At 67.4% G+C, this 16,654-nt stretch carries 14 protein-coding genes and 4 pseudogenes; 8 read left to right on the top strand and 10 right to left on the bottom strand.

What is annotated here, in order from left to right; genetic code table 11:
• From AC5WS8_RS37730 to AC5WS8_RS37710, 5 genes are all read right to left on the bottom strand, one after another.
• The coding region (locus tag AC5WS8_RS37730; RefSeq protein ID WP_496108004.1) for an aldo/keto reductase at nt 1-357 on the bottom strand (357 nt) is incomplete at its 3' end.
• A complete protein-coding gene (locus AC5WS8_RS37725) occupies nt 291-1,487 on the bottom strand; it encodes a JmjC domain-containing protein (protein WP_496108003.1) in 1,197 nt (398 codons plus the stop codon). The genes AC5WS8_RS37725 and AC5WS8_RS37730, both read right to left, overlap by 67 nt.
• 87 nt (nt 1,488-1,574) lie before the next feature.
• On the bottom strand, nt 1,575-1,742 hold the full coding sequence (locus tag AC5WS8_RS37720; RefSeq protein ID WP_360413958.1) for a hypothetical protein: 168 nt from the start codon (nt 1,740-1,742) through the stop codon (nt 1,575-1,577).
• A gap of 179 nt (nt 1,743-1,921) precedes the next feature.
• On the bottom strand, nt 1,922-2,209 hold the full coding sequence (locus AC5WS8_RS37715) for a hypothetical protein (RefSeq protein WP_496108002.1): 288 nt from the start codon (nt 2,207-2,209) through the stop codon (nt 1,922-1,924).
• On the bottom strand, nt 2,209-2,652 hold the full coding sequence (locus AC5WS8_RS37710) for an ATP-binding protein (RefSeq protein ID WP_496108001.1): 444 nt from the start codon (nt 2,650-2,652) through the stop codon (nt 2,209-2,211). The genes AC5WS8_RS37715 and AC5WS8_RS37710 overlap by 1 nt, the downstream gene beginning before the upstream one ends.
• 299 nt (nt 2,653-2,951) lie before the next feature.
• Here AC5WS8_RS37710 and AC5WS8_RS37705 point away from each other — a divergent pair, with 299 nt between their 5' ends.
• The 5 genes from AC5WS8_RS37705 (at nt 2,952) to AC5WS8_RS37685 (ending at nt 9,301) form a co-directional block, all read left to right on the top strand.
• Entirely contained in the window at nt 2,952-4,295 is a 1,344-nt protein-coding gene (locus AC5WS8_RS37705; protein ID WP_496108000.1) for an NsdA family TPR-like regulatory protein, read from the top strand.
• Nucleotides 4,296-4,368: 73 nt separating this feature from the next.
• A complete protein-coding gene (locus tag AC5WS8_RS37700; RefSeq protein ID WP_496108005.1) occupies nt 4,369-5,541 on the top strand; it encodes a serine hydrolase domain-containing protein in 1,173 nt (390 codons plus the stop codon).
• A gap of 1,468 nt (nt 5,542-7,009) precedes the next feature.
• Entirely contained in the window at nt 7,010-7,348 is a 339-nt protein-coding gene (locus AC5WS8_RS37695; protein ID WP_496107999.1) for a WXG100 family type VII secretion target, read from the top strand.
• Nucleotides 7,345-8,628, top strand: a complete 1,284-nt coding sequence (locus AC5WS8_RS37690; RefSeq protein WP_496107998.1) for an RNase A-like domain-containing protein — start codon at nt 7,345-7,347, stop codon at nt 8,626-8,628. Before AC5WS8_RS37695 ends, AC5WS8_RS37690 begins: the two co-directional genes overlap by 4 nt.
• Nucleotides 8,629-8,644: 16 nt before the next feature.
• On the top strand, nt 8,645-9,301 hold the full coding sequence (locus AC5WS8_RS37685) for a contact-dependent growth inhibition system immunity protein (protein WP_496107997.1): 657 nt from the start codon (nt 8,645-8,647) through the stop codon (nt 9,299-9,301).
• 121 nt (nt 9,302-9,422) lie between these two features.
• Here AC5WS8_RS37685 and AC5WS8_RS37680 read toward each other — a convergent pair whose 3' ends face one another.
• Complete coding sequence (locus AC5WS8_RS37680) at nt 9,423-10,640, bottom strand: competence protein CoiA family protein (protein WP_496107996.1); 1,218 nt, start codon at nt 10,638-10,640, stop codon at nt 9,423-9,425.
• 436 nt (nt 10,641-11,076) lie between these two features.
• Here AC5WS8_RS37680 and AC5WS8_RS37675 point away from each other — a divergent pair, with 436 nt between their 5' ends.
• Nucleotides 11,077-12,177 (top strand): DUF3644 domain-containing protein, encoded by a 1,101-nt coding sequence (locus AC5WS8_RS37675; RefSeq protein WP_496107995.1) that lies wholly within the window; start codon nt 11,077-11,079, stop codon nt 12,175-12,177.
• 504 nt (nt 12,178-12,681) lie between these two features.
• Here AC5WS8_RS37675 and istB read toward each other — a convergent pair.
• Both istB and AC5WS8_RS37665 read right to left on the bottom strand, forming a co-directional pair.
• A pseudogene (gene istB, locus AC5WS8_RS37670) lies at nt 12,682-13,472 on the bottom strand (IS21-like element helper ATPase IstB).
• Nucleotides 13,472-14,131, bottom strand: a pseudogene (locus AC5WS8_RS37665) (Mu transposase domain-containing protein); the annotation flags it as partial. The pseudogenes AC5WS8_RS37665 and istB, both read right to left, overlap by 1 nt.
• Between AC5WS8_RS37665 and AC5WS8_RS37660 the strand changes: the two are divergent.
• Together AC5WS8_RS37660 and AC5WS8_RS37655 are read left to right on the top strand one after the other, a co-directional pair.
• Nucleotides 14,127-14,762, top strand: a pseudogene (locus AC5WS8_RS37660) (NsdA family TPR-like regulatory protein); the annotation flags it as partial. The pseudogenes AC5WS8_RS37665 and AC5WS8_RS37660 overlap by 5 nt on opposite strands.
• A pseudogene (locus tag AC5WS8_RS37655) lies at nt 14,759-15,246 on the top strand (GNAT family N-acetyltransferase). The pseudogenes AC5WS8_RS37660 and AC5WS8_RS37655, both read left to right, overlap by 4 nt.
• Here the strand turns inward: AC5WS8_RS37655 and AC5WS8_RS37650 are convergent.
• Nucleotides 15,207-15,749, bottom strand: coding sequence for an ABC transporter permease (locus AC5WS8_RS37650; protein ID WP_496107994.1), 543 nt, complete (start codon nt 15,747-15,749; stop codon nt 15,207-15,209). The pseudogene AC5WS8_RS37655 and the gene AC5WS8_RS37650 overlap by 40 nt on opposite strands.
• Before the next feature lie 73 nt (nt 15,750-15,822).
• Nucleotides 15,823-16,654: ABC transporter ATP-binding protein (locus tag AC5WS8_RS37645; RefSeq protein ID WP_496107993.1), on the bottom strand; the 832-nt coding region annotated here is incomplete at its 5' end.

Below are 16,654 nucleotides of genomic sequence, written 5' to 3'. Positions count from 1 at the left end.
CTTCTGGTTATGAGGGGCAGCTTTGCGGAGCGAATGTTCCGGGTTGTGTAGGAACACCAGGTCCGGCTCCCGACCGAGGTCCTGGGCCGCTTGTTCCACGGCAGCGTGCAGCCGTGCAGGATCCAGGGAGTGCTCCGCCCCGTCCGGCCCCGGGAAATAGCCGACCTTGGTGGAGACGGTGAACTTTGGCAGCAGATCGCCGGCTGTCCGAGCCAGGATCCGATGCGAGCGGAAGCCGAGATAGTTGGTGCTGGTGTCGAGTGCGGTGACGCCGAGGTCCAACGCCCCAGTCAGGAGACGGCGTTCGTGACGAGATCGGTGTAGCCCGAGGACAACTCGGGGGTCAGCACCGCGCACAGCTCCTCCTTCACCAGGATCTCGGCAACCTCGGTCGCCTCGGCTCCGGCGACGGCCTCGGCACGCCGCAGTTCGACGGGCCTGCCGCTGAGCAGCAGGCGCAGTGCGGGCAGGGCCTTGGCCGCGAGTGTGAGCTTCTTCCCGGAGGCCACGACGTCGACGGTGTCCCCGTTCTCCTGGATGCGGGGAGGGAAGTGGGTGGTGCATACCACGACGTCGAGCGGCCCGAGTATGTCGAGATAGGGCACGTGCCGAGGCAGCGTCGTCTCCTGCTCGTACGCGGCCAGGAAGTCGGCCGGGGAGCGTTCACCGGCGAGCTGGGCAGCAGCCGCGCCCAGGGCCTCGTCGCCAGTTTCCTGCCAGCGGTCGAGGTCGTGGCGGAAGACCTCATACTCGCGGCACCAGTCGGCCAGCCATGCGAGCCAGCTTGCCCCCGTGCGCTTGGTGATGCCGAAGGTGACGTGCAGGCTCTTGCCGGAGCCGCTGCCGGTCCGTGTCGCCTGGTGCCAGTGGCCCCGGGGGATGTGCATGACGTCACCGGTCCGCATCAAACCGGACCAGATGATCTCGTCGCTGGGTGTGCTGTTTGGGTCGGCGTCCCGGTACATCGGGACCGCGCGGGAGGTCGCGCGGACCTCCCACTCCTTCTCACCGGCGAGCTGGACGATGATGACATCGTGGTCGTCCCAGTGCAGGGGGAATCCGGAGGCGTCGTTCGTGGTCAGGTACGCGTTGACCTGGACTCGCTCGCGGGACCACCACTGGAGTGCCCGACACGCGACCTCCATCGTCGGATCGAAGACGTTGGCCTGGTCCATGATCACCGTCGCGCCCTCCCCCAGAAGCCTGCCCAGGCTGCGCATGTTGACCATGGAGATGCTCTGGCCCCGGGGGCTGACGCTGTCGGTGTAGTAGATGGCCGGATGGACTTCCTCGCCCTTCTGGAAGCACCGGAACTGCGGGCGGTTCAGGCTCCTGCGCATCGCGATGTCGATCAGGCGGTTCGGAGTCATGATGCGGGAGACGAGTGCGGGGTCGTCCATGCTCCCGCGTACGAAGCCCTTGCCCAGTTCCTCGGCCCCGCTCCATCCAAGCGCTGTCTCGACGGCGTTGATCAATCGATGTTCCATCGTTGCGTCCTCCATGGGTTCGACCACGTGATCCGGACGCGGTGGGGACCGGCATGGCCGACCGTGCCGGCCCCCACCGCTTGGTGCCTACTCGCTGTCGTGCAGGTTGCCGTCGCCACCCGGCCACGGCGCGTCGCCGGAACTTCCCTGGTTGTCCGACCGGAGGCTGTCGTACCGGTCGTGGACGGCGGTCAGCTCTTCCACCGCCACCAGGAGGCCGCTCCGGGCCGGAGGCGGTGCCATGGGTTCTGCCACCTCGTGCTCCTTCCTCTTCGGTTCTCCCGCCAGGGCTCCGACGGGAGATCAGTGGCCGCCCCACGGCCATGGGGAGAAGGGGGTAGCTGTGGGGCGGCGGTCATTGGGGGTCGTGAAGAACCGCGGTCCTAAACCGACGACCGGGCAGTTCCGTGATTGATCGCCAGGACGCCGGCGTCCTAGCGCATGTTGGTCTCCAGAACGCGCTGATCCAGTTCGTACAGACACGCGCGGCAGACGTAGAAGGCCGCGTGCATGCCACTCGACTGGACGGGCCCGATCCAGGTGACCTCGACGTCGTCCCGTCCGCACCACAGCCAGCACTCGCCTCGGTCCTGCCAGTTGTGGCGGTCCCAGAGGGCGTACTCGGTGGGCTCCCGGGTGATGGGGTCGAGGTCACGGCGGGCGGGACGGAAGACCACATCGGGATCGGGCAGCGGAGTCGGTCGAAGCGCATGCCGTCCCATCACGCGACCACCAGGGTGAGCGTCTCGGGCTCCACGACGACCCCGTGCTTCGGCCGACGCGCGAAGAATCTACGCAGAACGGCGGCTCGGATGGCGGGTGCCGTCATGGGCAACGCGATCTCCGCCCATACGTGCTTCCCGTATTCGGATGGTGCCCAGGCACAACGTGAAGCGAGAAGATCGACCAGCGCCAGCCCCCTTCCGCTCTCGTCGTCGTCCTGAGGACAACTCATCTGTGGGGCCGCTGAGTTGCAGTCAAGGACGTCGATCACCAGGGACCCAGCTCGGTGGTACAGCGTGACCGTGACGGGCCCCTCGCCGTGGACCACCGCGTTGGTGATGAGCTCGGAAGCGACCAGGCGGATGGCATCAGCGGTCTCGTCGTCCACCGGCACGCCCCAGGTACGCACCTGATCGATGACCTGGCGCCGGGCGAAGGGCACATCCTCTTGCCTACCCGCTAGGACGAATCGATGGACGAGCGTGGGCATGGCTGACGCCTCCGAGGGGTTAGAGAGCGGCTCCGTCCCCGACGGGGGGCAGGGGCGGAGCCGCCGATCTGAGAAACCGTTCCGGGAGCGGACGCCCTGCGCGGGCTCCGTGGACGGCTGATACTCAGTCAACGGCCCCAGCCAGCAAGGCGGAACGTTTCTAGGGGGTTCCTCCTGGGGACGCCCTCCCCGTACGCGGCCACGCGAAGTAGCCTCCCCACTACGCCGTGAGGGATGACGGGAGTGATGACATGTCTGGTGAGCCGTTGGCGGTCCACCCGCTGAGCTTCCTCCGCCAGACGCGCGGATGGGGGAAGGCCGAGTTCGCCCGGCTCATGCAGGCGCACGGGCGGTTGCTCGGAATCGCGCTCGCGACCAACCGGACCACCGTATGGAAGTGGGAGCAGGGGCAGGAGCCGGACGCGGACGCCCAGCGCGTACTCGCCGACCTGCTGCGCGTCCCGTACGAGCAGGCGCGGAAGGAAGGTTGGCCCCGATGGCTTCCGGTCTGGGAGGTCACGGGTCTGACCGCCCCGTGGACCGAGGCCGGTACCGTTGAGGCGTTGTCCGAACTCGTCGGGAGTGGCCGCATGGATCGCCGGGGCTTTCTCACCATCACCGGCGCCGCTCTGACCGGCCTCGCGGCGAGCTGGGTGGATGCGCCGTCCGCCTTCGCCTCGGCCCTGGACGGGGACCAAGTCACGGACACGATGGTCTCGACGATCGAGCAGCGCATCAGCACGCTGCGCACCCTCGACGACCAACTCGGCGGCGCCACGCTGTTGGAGCAGGCACGCGGTGATCTCGCCCTCGTCACTCGCCTCCTCAGCACCGGCAGGTACACCGAGAGCGTCCGAATCCGCCTCTACGGACTGGCAGCCCGGGTGTCGCACCTGACTGGCTGGATGGCCTACGACGCAGGGCTGCGGTCCGCCGGCCAGCGCTACTACGTCGGGGCCCTGCGAAGTGCTCGTACCGCTGGAGACGACGGGTTCGGCGCCTTCATCCTTGCGGAGATGGGCGTTCATGTCTCCGAAGCCGGACGGACCGCCGAGCGCGTCGCCCTCATCTCGACGGCCATCGACAACGCCCCTCGAACGCTGTCGCCGTACACCCAGTCCTTCCTCTACCTGCACAAGGCTGAGGCTCTGTCCCGCGACGGTGACCACCGGAAAGCCGGAACAGCGCTCAACCGTGCCGTGTCCCTCTGGGAGCGCCAGACGGTGGAAGAAAACCCGGACTGGCTCAACTGGTTCGGCGAGGCCCAGCTGAAGTCGACCGAGGGCAAGGTCCTGCTGCGGTCCGGGCAAGTGGAGCGCGCGACAGGTTCCCTGGAGACCTCCGTGAAGAGCGCGGCTCCTCGGGACAAGGCCGTACGCTCCAGCCGCCTGGCCGAGGCCCGGCTCGCCGGCGGCGACCTGGACGGGGCACTGGACGCCGCGAACTACGGCACTGAGCTCCTGGAGAGCAGAGTCAGCTCCGTACGGGCGGTGGACCGCCTGAAGGAGTTCTCGGCGCGGCTCGAACCGCGCAAATCCGTTCCCGCTGTCCGTGCATTCCGCGAGCGCCTGCAGGCGCTGCCCGTCGCAGCCTGACAGCCACCAGCTGCGATTCCGACGGTGAGCCCGCCGCCTCGGAGCAAGCGGTCACAATGCCAGGATGGACGGCATGACGACGATCGACGGTGAGGTCGCGGCTGGGTTCGAAGCGGTGCGTGAGGCGTTCGCAGCGAACTTCCGTGAGCACGGGGACATTGGCGCGGCAGTGTGCGTGTACCAGTACGGCCGACCGGTGGTGGACCTATGGGGTGGCATCGCTGATCCCGAAAGCGGTCGTCCGTGGACACGGGACACGCTGCAACTCGTCTACTCGGCTACCAAGGGGGCGACCGCGACCGCGGCACACATGCTGGCCGAGCGCGGTGCACTGGACCTGGACGCGCCGGTGGCAAAGTACTGGCCGGAGTTCGCCGCGAACGGCAAGGCGGACATCCCGGTGCGCTGGCTCCTATCCCACCAGGCCGGCTTGATCGCACTCGACCAACCGGTACCGCTGAATGAAGCGTTGGCCTGGCATCCGATGGCGGCCGCACTGGCCGACCAGCGCCCTCTGTGGACACCGGGCACGGCGCACGGATATCACGGTCGGACCTGGGGCTGGCTCGTCGGCGAGGTGATCCGCAGGGTGTCCGGCCAGACACCGGGCGGCTTCTTCGCCGACGAGATTGCCGCCCCACTTGGGCTCGACTTCTTCATCGGACTGCCGGCGGATCAACGCGACCGGGTTAGCCGGATGGTGTACCAGCGACCGGCTGTCGACCTCACCACCGTACCCACCGCGTCGGTCCCCGAAGAACTCCGCGAACTGGTCGCCGCCTGGCGCGACCCGAACTCATTCAGCAACAGGGCTTACGCGGTCACCGACCCAGCGGAGATCGACTTCGACTCGCCTGAGGTACAGGCTGCTGAACTCCCGGCCTCCAACGGCATCGCCACCGCACGCGCACTGGCGCGCATGTACGCCGCGCTGATCGGCGAGGTGGACAGTGTGCGCCTGCTTGCTCCGGAAACCCTGGAGTCGGCGACGAAGGAGCAGGCCGGCGGGAAGGACCAGGTGATGCTGATCCCGAGCCGATTCAGCTCCGGATACATGCTGCCCACCGAAACCAACCCAATGACCGGGCCACTCTCTTTCGGCCACACCGGACGAGGCGGCTCGCTCGGCTTCGCCGATCGCGAGCACGGCGTTGCCTTCGGCTACGTGATGAACAACATCATCGGGGGTGCCGACGATACTCGTGCGGCTTCGCTGGTAGAAGCGGTGCGAAGGTCGTTGGTGTAGGCAGCTGTTACCCGGGTAACAGGCTGTGCCCCAGCACGCATCCGAAAGTCCTCTTGCGCCCAGGCACGACACCATGGCCGCGATTTTCGGCACAGTAAGCACGTCACAACTCTGCCGTCGACATAGGCAGCCGGTACAGAGTTCGGATCGCGTCAAGAGTGGGCGGATGGGCCCGCTCAGCCACCATGGCTAGGACATGCGCCTGCCTACCCTCGTCCAGACCGTGCCGGGGAGCGAACTCGGCAGCCCAGTCGGCGAGCGTCCCCCGTCGGTCCACGAGGGTGTTGTCGAGGTCAAAGAGGACGAGGGGCCGCATATCCCGCAACCCTAATTTGGCCCTTACTCCCCGGGCACTGCGGGAAACGATCCGAGCCTTCGCGTCAGCTCTTGGTTTCCCAGCGGTGGGCAGGGAAACAATGGCCTCGGTTGCCCACCATCGTCTATGCCGTCGTGAGAGGTGCCGCTTGGCTTCGCCGCGCCGAAAGGCAAGTTCGAGCTCGCAGAACGCCCATGCAGCCGAAGACGCAATCAACCGCACCCTGGCCAGGGCACCTGCAGACCAGAAACGGCTCGCGGACGGCCGCAAGACGGAGACCGTCCTCATCGGCATGATTGGTGAGTGGGAGGAGATACGCGGCGGCAGTTTCGAGTGCCGCCCTACCGGCAGTCGGTGGGCTCATCTCTCCGACGACTCATTGGCGATCGGCGACTTCCGCCCCTTGGGACTGAGTAGGGATCTCTGCGCCATAAGTCACCACGCGACGGCCCGTACCTTCGCCTCGGGCTACCGAAAGTGGGTCGTCGACAACGCGCCGCCGGTGTCCTACTGGAGCACCGTCACCATGCTGGAAGACGTCATTCCCGTCATGCTGGCGGTCCTCGATCGCGAGCTGACTGGTGCGGTCGGCTTCCTCGACTGGTACCTGCACACTCCGTGCTGGTCCCCCCTGTGCCGACAGCACCCAGGCGACGGCGATGCAGCTGCCTGCGGCTCGCCGAGCTGCGCCTTGGCCACACCTGAAACGCCGTGCGACTGCGTCTGCAACGGCGTGAACCACGGGATGGGAGTGGAGGCGCTCCAGGCTCTACGTCCGGGACCGCCCGACTGGTCTTCCGCGCCCGCACCTGTGTGGCATCCGGGCGCTGGCACCGTGGAGGTCGACCGTGCAGACGGACGAGTCGCCGGGCGTGACCCCTTCGGTCGCCACGGCGCTCGCGTACGGGCTCCGTCATCGGCGTGGGCCTCGCCTGCGGCCGACGCTCCGTGCAGCCGCAGGGAAAGGCCCATCCGTGGCACATGAACTGATCGCTATCTGCGACAGCGTGGAGTCGAAGAATGGCCAGTGAGAGAACTCACGGCCACCGAACGGATCTTTGCCTCGGCTTTGCGTAACTCACAGTCGTGAACCGTCGACCGGCAGCTAGGGTCGAATGCCCGTGCGGTCGACCGAGGGGGAACTGCGAAGTCATGGGCGGCAAGGACGAGATACTCGACATCAAGGTCGACGACATCAAGACGGTGGCGCCCGCCTTCCACCGCGAAAGCGTTGCCCTCGCACACGCACTGACCAAGCTGAAGCACGGCCTGGCCGCCGCGGGCGCCCCGTGGGGCGGCGACGAGCAGGGCGCGAAGTTCCACGCCGCGTACGGCCCGCACGTCAAGCAGATCGAGCACGCCGCGCAGATCCTCGTCGAGGGCCTGGCCAGCATCCACGCGGGCCTGGCCGACATGGCCGACAAGCACATCGACAACGAAGAGCTCGTCCGCGGCATGTTCGGGCACAACGGCACGGGTGACGGCAAGTGAGTGTCGCGGACAAGGCCCGCAAGGTCGTCCAGGACCTGACGGGCATGTGGTGGCCGGACGCCGACGAGGACGGACTGCGGGAGGCCGCCCGGGCTTGGCGGGCCTTCGCCGAAGACGTCGAGGACATCCAGGCCGTGGCGAACAAGGCCGCCGGCGCGTTGATCGAGGACAACAAGGGCGAGTCGATCGACGCCTTCGACACGTTCTGGCGCCGCTACTACGACCACGGCCGGGGCTGGCTGAAGGACCTGCCGGACGCAGCCCGGGACATGGCCAAGGCACTGGACGCGTACGCGGACGCGGCGCACGGCGCGAAGAAGCACCTCGAACACGAGCTGGAGATCGTCGGCGCGACGCTCGTCGCGGGCACCGCCCTGGCCGTGTTCACCGCCGGCCTCTCCGAGGGCGCAGCAGCTGCCGCGGCGGTCACTGTCACCGAGCTCGCGGCCTCGCTGGGGGTGGCGGTGACCGAGGAGATCGCCGCCATCGCCGGCACCACCCTGGTCACCGCCGCGTTCGGTGGCGTGGAGTCCGTCACGGTGGACCTGGCCGTCGCCCAGCCCACAGCCATCGCCCTGGGCGAGCAGAAGGGCGGCATCAACCTCGACGAAGCCCACCAGGCCGGGGTATACGGCGCGCTCCTGGGCGGCGCCTTCGGAGGGGCGGGATCAGCCGTTCGCGCCGCAGGCAGTGCAGGCGGCTGGACCGAGCTGCTGGGCGGCGTCCGTGTACCGTCTGTCGGCCCCGAGCTGGCCATGCCCGGTGGCGTGGGCACCTCCCTGGACGACCTCGGCCTGCTGATCAAGGGCGACGGGGAACGCAATGCCTGGCCGCGCAGCAAGCGAAGGGGGGCGGTCAAGCCGAAGTATGGAGCGGACCTGGCCGGGGACGAAGGCAAGGGGACCCCCAAGTCGCACTCCCACACACTGGAAAAGCACGTTCGCGTGGACACCCGCGACCTGCGAGCCCGGCTACGCGCTGAGCCCAAGCGCAAGACGGTTTCCCGATACATCAACGAGGAGTCTGCGCAGAGATTCACCGAGGCCGTGGTGCTGAAACGCCAGAAGCAGATCGACGAATGGCTGAACAGTCCGAGGCAGTCGCTCAAGGAGTCCTTCAAAGTGGCCGACCTGGGCGAACACACCGGCCTGAGTCTGAGCCGGCACAACTTCCGCAACGGCCTCCCGCCAGACTGGGTCAAGGGAGCCACGGTAATCCTGAAGCGCGACCCGACTGCGCCTATGGGCTACCGAGTCCTCACGTCCTACCCCTCCGACTAGAACCAGCTAGGTACACATGACCACGCCCTCAGGCGACCGCTTCCCGGAGCTGAGCCGCCTCCTCACCGCCTACGAATGGACCGGCGAGGTATTCGACGACACGGTGGAGTCCCCGGGCCGCGCTCTGGCCTCGTACATCCGCACAGCAGCACGCACTCCCGACCGTGTGGTATCTGCGGTGCGCGAGATCGATGACCTGCTCGAAGTCGGTCTCTTCAGCGACGAGATCGCTGACGACGTCGACCTCCTGCCGCACATCGAACCGCCCCAAGGCGCGAGCGTCGAGGACTGCCTGCGGGTCATCCGGCATCACTTGAAGGGCTTCCTCGCTGCACCGCTGGCCCCCGATCCCGCTGTCCGGCCGCAGACCTCCTGGGAATGGCGTGAGCGTTTCCCCGCCCTCGCGCACCTACTGGGAGCGTACTTTCACCAGGATTTCGACCTGGAGTACCAGTCACGCGAGGAAGCGGTGGATGACTACCTGTCCGGCGAACCACGCGAATACACCCTGCAAGCCGCCGCCGAGATCGACGAGCTGCTGGTGCTGACGCCGTCCGACGACGACCTGGAGGAAGCGACCGGCATCCTCGGCCTGGACCTCGAACCGCCGGACGGCATCTCCTTGCATCGGTGGCTCACCCGCCTACGAGACGCCATCGTCCAGCACGCGTGACGCTGACGTGAGCCGGAGCAGACCCCGCCTGGCCAGTTTGAGCATGCCAGGGCACCGCGAGGGGGCGTGAGTCGGCCATGGCTGGTTCGGGTTGCCAGGTGAGGCGACGTGGACCTCGATCTCAGTACATGGTCAGCTGCTCATGATCCGGCAGGCCGAGGTGCGTGATGCGGCCGGCGAGCGTCTCACCGAACTCCTGCACCTCCTGGGCGTTGCGGACGAAAGCTCGGTGGTAGGACAGCTGCGGTGAGAGCGGCACGAGGTTGGGACACGGGCGCACGATGCCGTACAGCGCGTGGTAGCGCCCACGGGAGTACACCGGCACGCCGTAGGCGAAGTGCGCCGCCATACTCGGGTTCTCTGGGATCTCCACTCGCAACTGTTCCTCCCGCCAGGCCAGTTCGGCGACGGCTGCGAACAACTCCTCAGCCTGCTGTCGAGACAGCCGGCCCCACCATGACCTCGCTGTTTCCAGGGCCTGCCGCTCCTTCTCCTCCTTCTCGGCCTGTTCGCGGGCGCGGAGTGCTACCTCCTCGGCCCGCTCCTGGAGCATCCGTTCGATGAGGACGCGGTTGCGCTCCTCCTGTTCCTTCCGCCGGAGTGCGGCCTCCTCGGCGCGGCGGATCCGATCCGCTTCCTCCAACTCTTTGCGGCGTCGCTCGGCCTCCGCCTCCTGCTGCTTCTTGCGCGCTTCGCGCGCTTGCTTCGCCTTCTCCTGGCGCTGGCGCATCTCCTCATGTTCGGTCTGGGCGCGCGCCGACTGCCGAGAGGTCCACCATGAGTCCCGCAGGTACACCCAGCGCCTATCGTCGACCACACGGGTAACCCGTCGGTAGCGCGGCAGACTTCGGCAGGGCGAGAGCTGCCCGTGCAATACCCACCGGACGAATCTCTGCAGCTCCTCCTCTCGAAAAGTCCAACCGCCGGCGGTGTAGTCGAATCCGGCGACCCCGTCGTCCACCACCCAGACACCCTCGGCCTCTGGGGCCCTCACCCGTACGCCCGGCACCGCGCCCATCCACTGCGGCGGCTTCTTATGCGGGCTGACCCAGCACACCGCGATCTTCTCGGCCCGATAGCGGCCGGTGCGGGCCCGGATGTCCTCCACCGTTATCGGGGACAGCTGCGCCTCCCAGGCCATGCGCTGCGTGCCGTCTGCCGAGGACGCCATGACATCCGCCCGCCATGAGCCGTCCTTGGCCGGGACCTCCAACTCGGCATACCACCCGGCCGCACGGATCGCGCCTGCCAACTCCAACTTGAGCATGTGGTGTTCCCACGACTCGTTCGACAGCTCGCATGATGGCGGCCGTCCCGGGTCATGGCAGAAGAATCGCACTCCGTGTCGGGAGACCTTGGCATGGACGCCCCAGGAGCATTCCGGGCAGGTGAGCGGGGTGCGGGGACGCGACTTGTGGATCTGGGTTCAGTCCATCGCGCACCCAAGATCGATCTGGGTGGCGTCGAGTCGTCCGGCATCGGGGTGTAATGCGGTGAAGGGCATGAATCGCTTCTCCTAGCGATCCGGCGTAGTCGCGGCCTATCTGATATGACAGCAGATACCAGGCGGCGCTGACAGTCCCTCTTCGTCCGCTTGCTGCGGCGACCGCGGAGAGCCGAGGCATCGGCCCTGCCCCCGTGGGGTGACAGCGAAGCGGGGCCAGGTCTCGATCGAGGGGGCTGGTGCTCGTCGTAACATCTACCAGCCCGTAATAACAAGAAACCTCTACCCTGGACATCGATTGTCTGGTGCGTCCGGAACGTGAGGGCTGCGAGTGAGACTGAGGCAAGAAGCCCGTGTCCTCAAGGAGAAGGCCGTTTCTTCGATGGTTGCGGCGGCCGAGGCATTCAACTCGCCGCACGACCGAGGGCGAGAAACGAAGGTACTTCTGCACCTTCAGCACTCCTTCGAGATGCTTCTGAAAGCCGCGCTCGTCCAGAAGGGCATTAGCGTCTTCGACCCGGCCCTGGGCCGGTCACTCGGATTTGAGACATGCGTACGCAAGGCTGCCGAACACCCGGACATCAAGCTCAGCGAGCCTGACGCAGGAACGCTCAGAGCCATCGACGCCATGCGTGATGACGAGCAGCACTGGTTCAACCAGGTTTCCGAGCAACTGCTGTACGTACATGCCCGAGCCGCCGTGACACTCTTCGACGACCTGCTCAGGGGCGTATTCAAGGAGTCGCTCGCTGACCACCTGCCCGACCGCGTACTGCCGGTGTCGGTTGACCCACCCCGTGACCTTGCGCTCCTCCTGGACGAGGAATACACACAGATCGCAGCCCTACTCAAGCCGGGCCGACGCGCAACGCACGAGGCGCGAGCCAGGATTCGAACCTTGTTGGCGATGGAGGCCCACACCGGGCCAGAGACCCGCGTATCGAGTAAGGACGTCGATCGCGTTCAGACCGGCATACGCGGTGGAGCGGCGCGCTCGGAAGTCTTCCCTCGCTTGGAGGAGCTGGCCACTGCCACGGACGGTGAGGGACTGCTGATCAAGGTGCGCTTCGTCAAGAACCAGGCGGCTCCGCCAGTGCGCTATGCAGCTGATGAATCCGTGCCGGCGGCCGCGATCCGAGAGGTGGATCTCCAGGCCAAGTACCACCGCTCGGCGGCCGAGCTCGCCGAGGCCCTTGACTTGACCCAGCCGAAGTGCCTCGCGTTGCGGCGACACCTGGGCATCGATGCTGATCCCGCGTGCTGCCACGAGTTCGTCTTCAGCTCCCAACGCCTGAAGCGTTTTTCAGACAACGCCTTCACCCGCATGCGCACCGCGCGTGACACGTTGGATCTGGAAGCCGTCTGGCGAGCCCACAACCCGTCCGCCCGCCAACTGGAGTCCTGCAAAGTGCCCGACTGTCGAGCTGGGTGACCGTCACGACGCAAGGCGATCCTTGACGACTCTGCGGAGACCATCTTGCTCTGGACGTCGAAGTATCGCTACCAACGATTCTTCGGGTGCCCCTCTAATGTCAGTGGGCTGCGCTAGCCTGCATCCGCTCTACCGCTGTCGCCGCCGTAGGCGCAGCCTGATCAACCAGGCACTGAGGGGAAGCAATGCGTCAGGAAGAAATCACCGAAGACTGCCCTGGCACGGGACAGGACGGATACATGGACGAAAGTGCGCCAGGTGACGATTGGTACGTGATTTGCCCAGTGTGCAGGATGAAGTGGGCAGGAGGCAGCACCCTCATCGAGCCCCACAAAGACTGGCGGAAGCGCTGAAGGTGTGGGGCTGGCAGCACGTGAGGACGAGTGCCATTGGCTGTCAACGGCCACTCAGTTCTCCCCGGAGGCGGCCAGTAATTCTCCCCACTGGCGGCCAGCAGTTCTTCCCCAACCGCGGCCAGATATCTCGCCGCTGTTGGTAGGTGGCTCAGCGCAGAGGGATCACCCCCTGACCGCTGGTGGCCTGGTTGAGGCGGAACGAGTCACCCTGGGTGACCACGACGTGAGCGTGGTGCAGGAGCCGGTCGACGGTCGCGGTGGCCAGCGTCTTGGGCATGATCTCGTCGAAGTCGGACGGGTGGAGGTTGCTTGAGACGGCCAGTGCCCGTCGTTCATAGGCGGCATCGACGAGGCGGTAGAAGCCTTCGGCGGCGTCGGGTGACACCGGCAGCAGTCCGATGTCGTCGACGATGATCAGGTCGGTCCGGATCAGCCGGGCCATCGCTCTGGCCAGCGAGTCGTCAGCCCGGTGGCGGCGGACGAGGGCTCCGAGGTCTTCGATGGTGAACCAGGCGACCGTCATGCCGGCCTCGATGGCGGCCTGGCCGAGGGCCTCGGTGAAGTGCGACTTCCCGGTCCCGGAGGTCCGCAGATGCAGAGGTTCTCCTTGCGGGTGACCCACTCCAGCATCTTCAGCGAGTCCTGGGTCGGCCGCGGAATGGAGGAGGCGGTCTCGTCCCAGTCGCCGAAGGTCTTGCCCGCCGGGAAACCGGCCCGCTTGCGGCGGGTGCGGAGATTCGCGGCGTCCCGGCCGGCGGCCTCCTCGGACAGAAGGACGCGGACGACCTCGGCGGGGTCCCACCGTTGGGCCTTCGCGGTCGGGATGAGGTCGGTCAATGCCCGCCGGATGTGCGGGAGTTTCAGCCTGCGGGTGAGCTCGATGGCCTCGGCGAGGGGATCGCCGTGGGTGCCGGTGACGGTGCGGATCGGGGTGGCCATCAGTGCTCTTCCTTCTCATCGGCGACGCCGAAGTTGGACCAGGCGGAGGTGCCCGGCTGCAGGCTGTGGTTCTCGGAAGGTCGCGTGGGTTCGACTGTTTCCAGGCCGACTTGGTAGGTGAGGATGCGGATCAGGTCGTTCTCCGCGAACCGTCCGGCGATCGCCGCGGAACCCAAAGCCCGGTCGACGTCGGCGGCGGAGTGCAGCTTGGCCAGCGCGACGGCCTCGGCCATCTTCGGCTTGATGCGGCGGGCTCCGGCGGCCCCGGCCTCGATCAGCCAGGACGCCGCACCGGGACCGAGTGCGAGGAAGGCAGCCTCCTCGGCCGAGTTGGCCTTCGGCGTCCGGTCGCCGTCCTTGTTCTGCCGGGGCGGGTAGTGCTCGTCCTTGATCTGCGGGCTGCCGGGAGTCGAGCGGTCGTGCCGGGCGACCTCGGCCGGCCCGTCGTCCGCGACGGCCGTGACGATCAGCTCGTCGCCGTTGAACCGGGCCCAGACCCGGGTGTCGACCAGTTGGTGCGGGACCGAATACCGCACCCCGTCGACGGAGATGGTGGCGTCCCAGTTCACCCGCCGGGTGGTGCCGAATGCGACCGCGAACGGCTCCTTCGGCAGCGGGTGCAGCCGCCCGCGTTCCTCGGCGAGGGCCTCGGTGGGCTTGTCCGGCGACCAGGCGATCAAGTTCCGCATCTGGAGCCACGCGGGAACCATGTACCGCCACATGGGCCGACCCGCCGACGCACTCGCAGCCAACGACGTCGCCCGCAACCTGCACCTCACCCGCCGCGACCCCCTGTTCGCCTCCCTCGGCTTGGCCCGCCAGGGCGCCATCCACGGGGTCGCTCAGGACCGCACCAGCACCCGCCGCGCCTTCGAACAGGCCCAGGACGCCATGCTGCGCGCCGACCCCGCCGACTACCGGCCGGTGTGGATGCTCGCCTTCTACGACCAGGCCGAACTGGACTCCCTGGCCCTCTCCGCAAACTTGGCGCTCGGCGACTACTCGACCGCCGAGTACCACGCCCACCGCTGCCTGTCCGCCCTCCGGCCCCACATGATCCGGTCCCGGGCCATCGCCACCACCCGGCTCGCACACGCCCAGCTCGCACAAGGCGCCCCCGACGCCGCCACGGCCACCGCGATGAAGGTCCCCGCCGAAGCGGCCACCCAGCACGCCCGGGTCACGCGCATGCTGCAGGAGTTCGGGGCTGCACTGCGCGCCACCGCACCGGGCAGCTCCAGCGCGCAGACCTGGACCGAGCACACCGCCACCTGGAGGATGGCCGCATGACCACGGCGCCCGCCATCGAACGCGCACCTTCACCACCCTCGACACCGCCCGCGGCGACCTCCTCGACGTGTACGCCGAGGTACGCGCCCCGCTCCTCCACCTGCCGAACTACGCGGTCACCGCGTTCGGCGAGCGCCTTGACCGCCACAGCGCCGAGCCGGGATTCACGGCCGTCCTCGCGTACGCAGACGGACACCCGGTCGGCTACGCCTACGGCAACACCATCGAGCACGGCGACCGCTACTGGCAGCGCACCAGCCCGACGCCGGCGGAGAAGTACACCGAGCGTCCGGCCGTGGCCCTGAAGGAGATCGGCGTCCGGCCGGCCTGGCGGAAGACCGGCACCGCCCGCCGCATCCATGACGCACTCCTCGCCACCCGCGACGAGCCGTACGTCACGCTCATGGTCAACCCGGCCGCTGGCGACGGAAAGGTCCACGCGCTCTACAAATCGTGGAGGGGGAAAACATCCCCGGATGTCTGAAGCCATCGAGGCATCTGGTTCATCGGGTAGAAGACACCCGAGATGAAAATGAGCCCGAAGACCGGAAGGGATAGCAGTGCGACCGCTTCGCGTGAACTGGGAAGAACTGCTCCGAGGGCGGCTCCGAGCGGGGCAAGCGCGGCGAGTCCGAGGAGCAGCACCCACAGCAGAGTTATCCATCGGCTGGCGTCGGTGGGCAACGTGGCGTTGGTCAGCAGAGTGCCGCTGATAAGCAGGACCGCGACGGTGATGAGCGCCGAACCGGTGAGCGCCACGACCTTGGACATCAGGTACGCGGGTATCCCTCCCGGCGTGCCGCGGAGCCGCAGCAGGGTTCCGTCTTCCCTGTCATTGGCCAGTTGCTGAGGCAGCCAGGTCAGTGCTGCCAGGAAGATGACGGAGGCGATGCCGCCGCTGATGACCTGGTTGGCGGCGGGTACGTGGCTACCGGGGATGTCGCCGTCACGCCCGGACGCCACAAGGAGGAACATGAGCGGGTTCACGAGGAGCCCGGCCTGAGCGCGGCGGTCGCGTCCGATGTGGCGCAGTGCAGTCCTGCCGCGATGTGACGTCGGTTCATGACACTTGCTCCTGACGCAGCAGCCGCAAATAGGTGTCTTCCAGAGTGGGCCGGCGGATCTCCAGTCCGTCGACAGGGCCGTCGATCCGGCAGTGCAGCTCCCGGACCAGCCTCGAGGGGTCGGACGTGAACTGGCGCTGGACGGCGCCTCCTTCCACCCAGCGCACTTCGGCCTCGGCTCCGACCTCGCGGACCAGCCGGTCCGTCGGCCCGCACGTGATGAGGCTTCCGTTGATGAGCACGGCGATGGAGTCGGACAGGCGCTCGGCCTCCGCCAGGTCGTGTGTGGTCAGCAGGATGGTCGTGTTGTCCGTGGCGCGAAGGCGCTCAATGAGCTCGTGGAAGGCGAATCGTGACTCGGGATCGAACCCAGTGGTCGGTTCGTCCAGGAAGAGAAGCTCAGGCCGGCCGATGATGCCCAGGGCGACGTCGAGGCGTCGCCGTTGCCCGCCGGACAGTCGGTGGCACTCCTGCGCGGCCTGGTCGGTCAGGCCGACGGCCGTCAGCAGTTCGTCGGTAGTCCGCGCGTTGGGGTAATAGCGGGCGAAGTGGTCGAGTAACTCCCGTACGCGCCAGCGTGCATGGTCCCGCCATGACTGCATGACGATTCCGATCCGTGCCCGCCAGTCTTCTCCGACATGCTGGGGGTCGTGTCCGAGCACGCGGACGTCGCCTTCGGAGCGACGCCGGAACCCTTCCAGGATCTCGATAGTCGTGCTCTTGCCCGCACCGTTCGGGCCGAGCAGCGCCAGCACCTCGCCGCGCCGGATTTCGAGGTCGACCCCGCGCAGAACGTCTCTGTCGCCGTACCGCATACGCAGCCCGCGC

Source organism: Streptomyces sp. PTL18 (genome assembly GCF_059510295.1).
The sequence above is the reverse complement of the archived record's forward strand: the minus strand, read 5'-3'. Positions and strand labels throughout refer to the sequence as shown.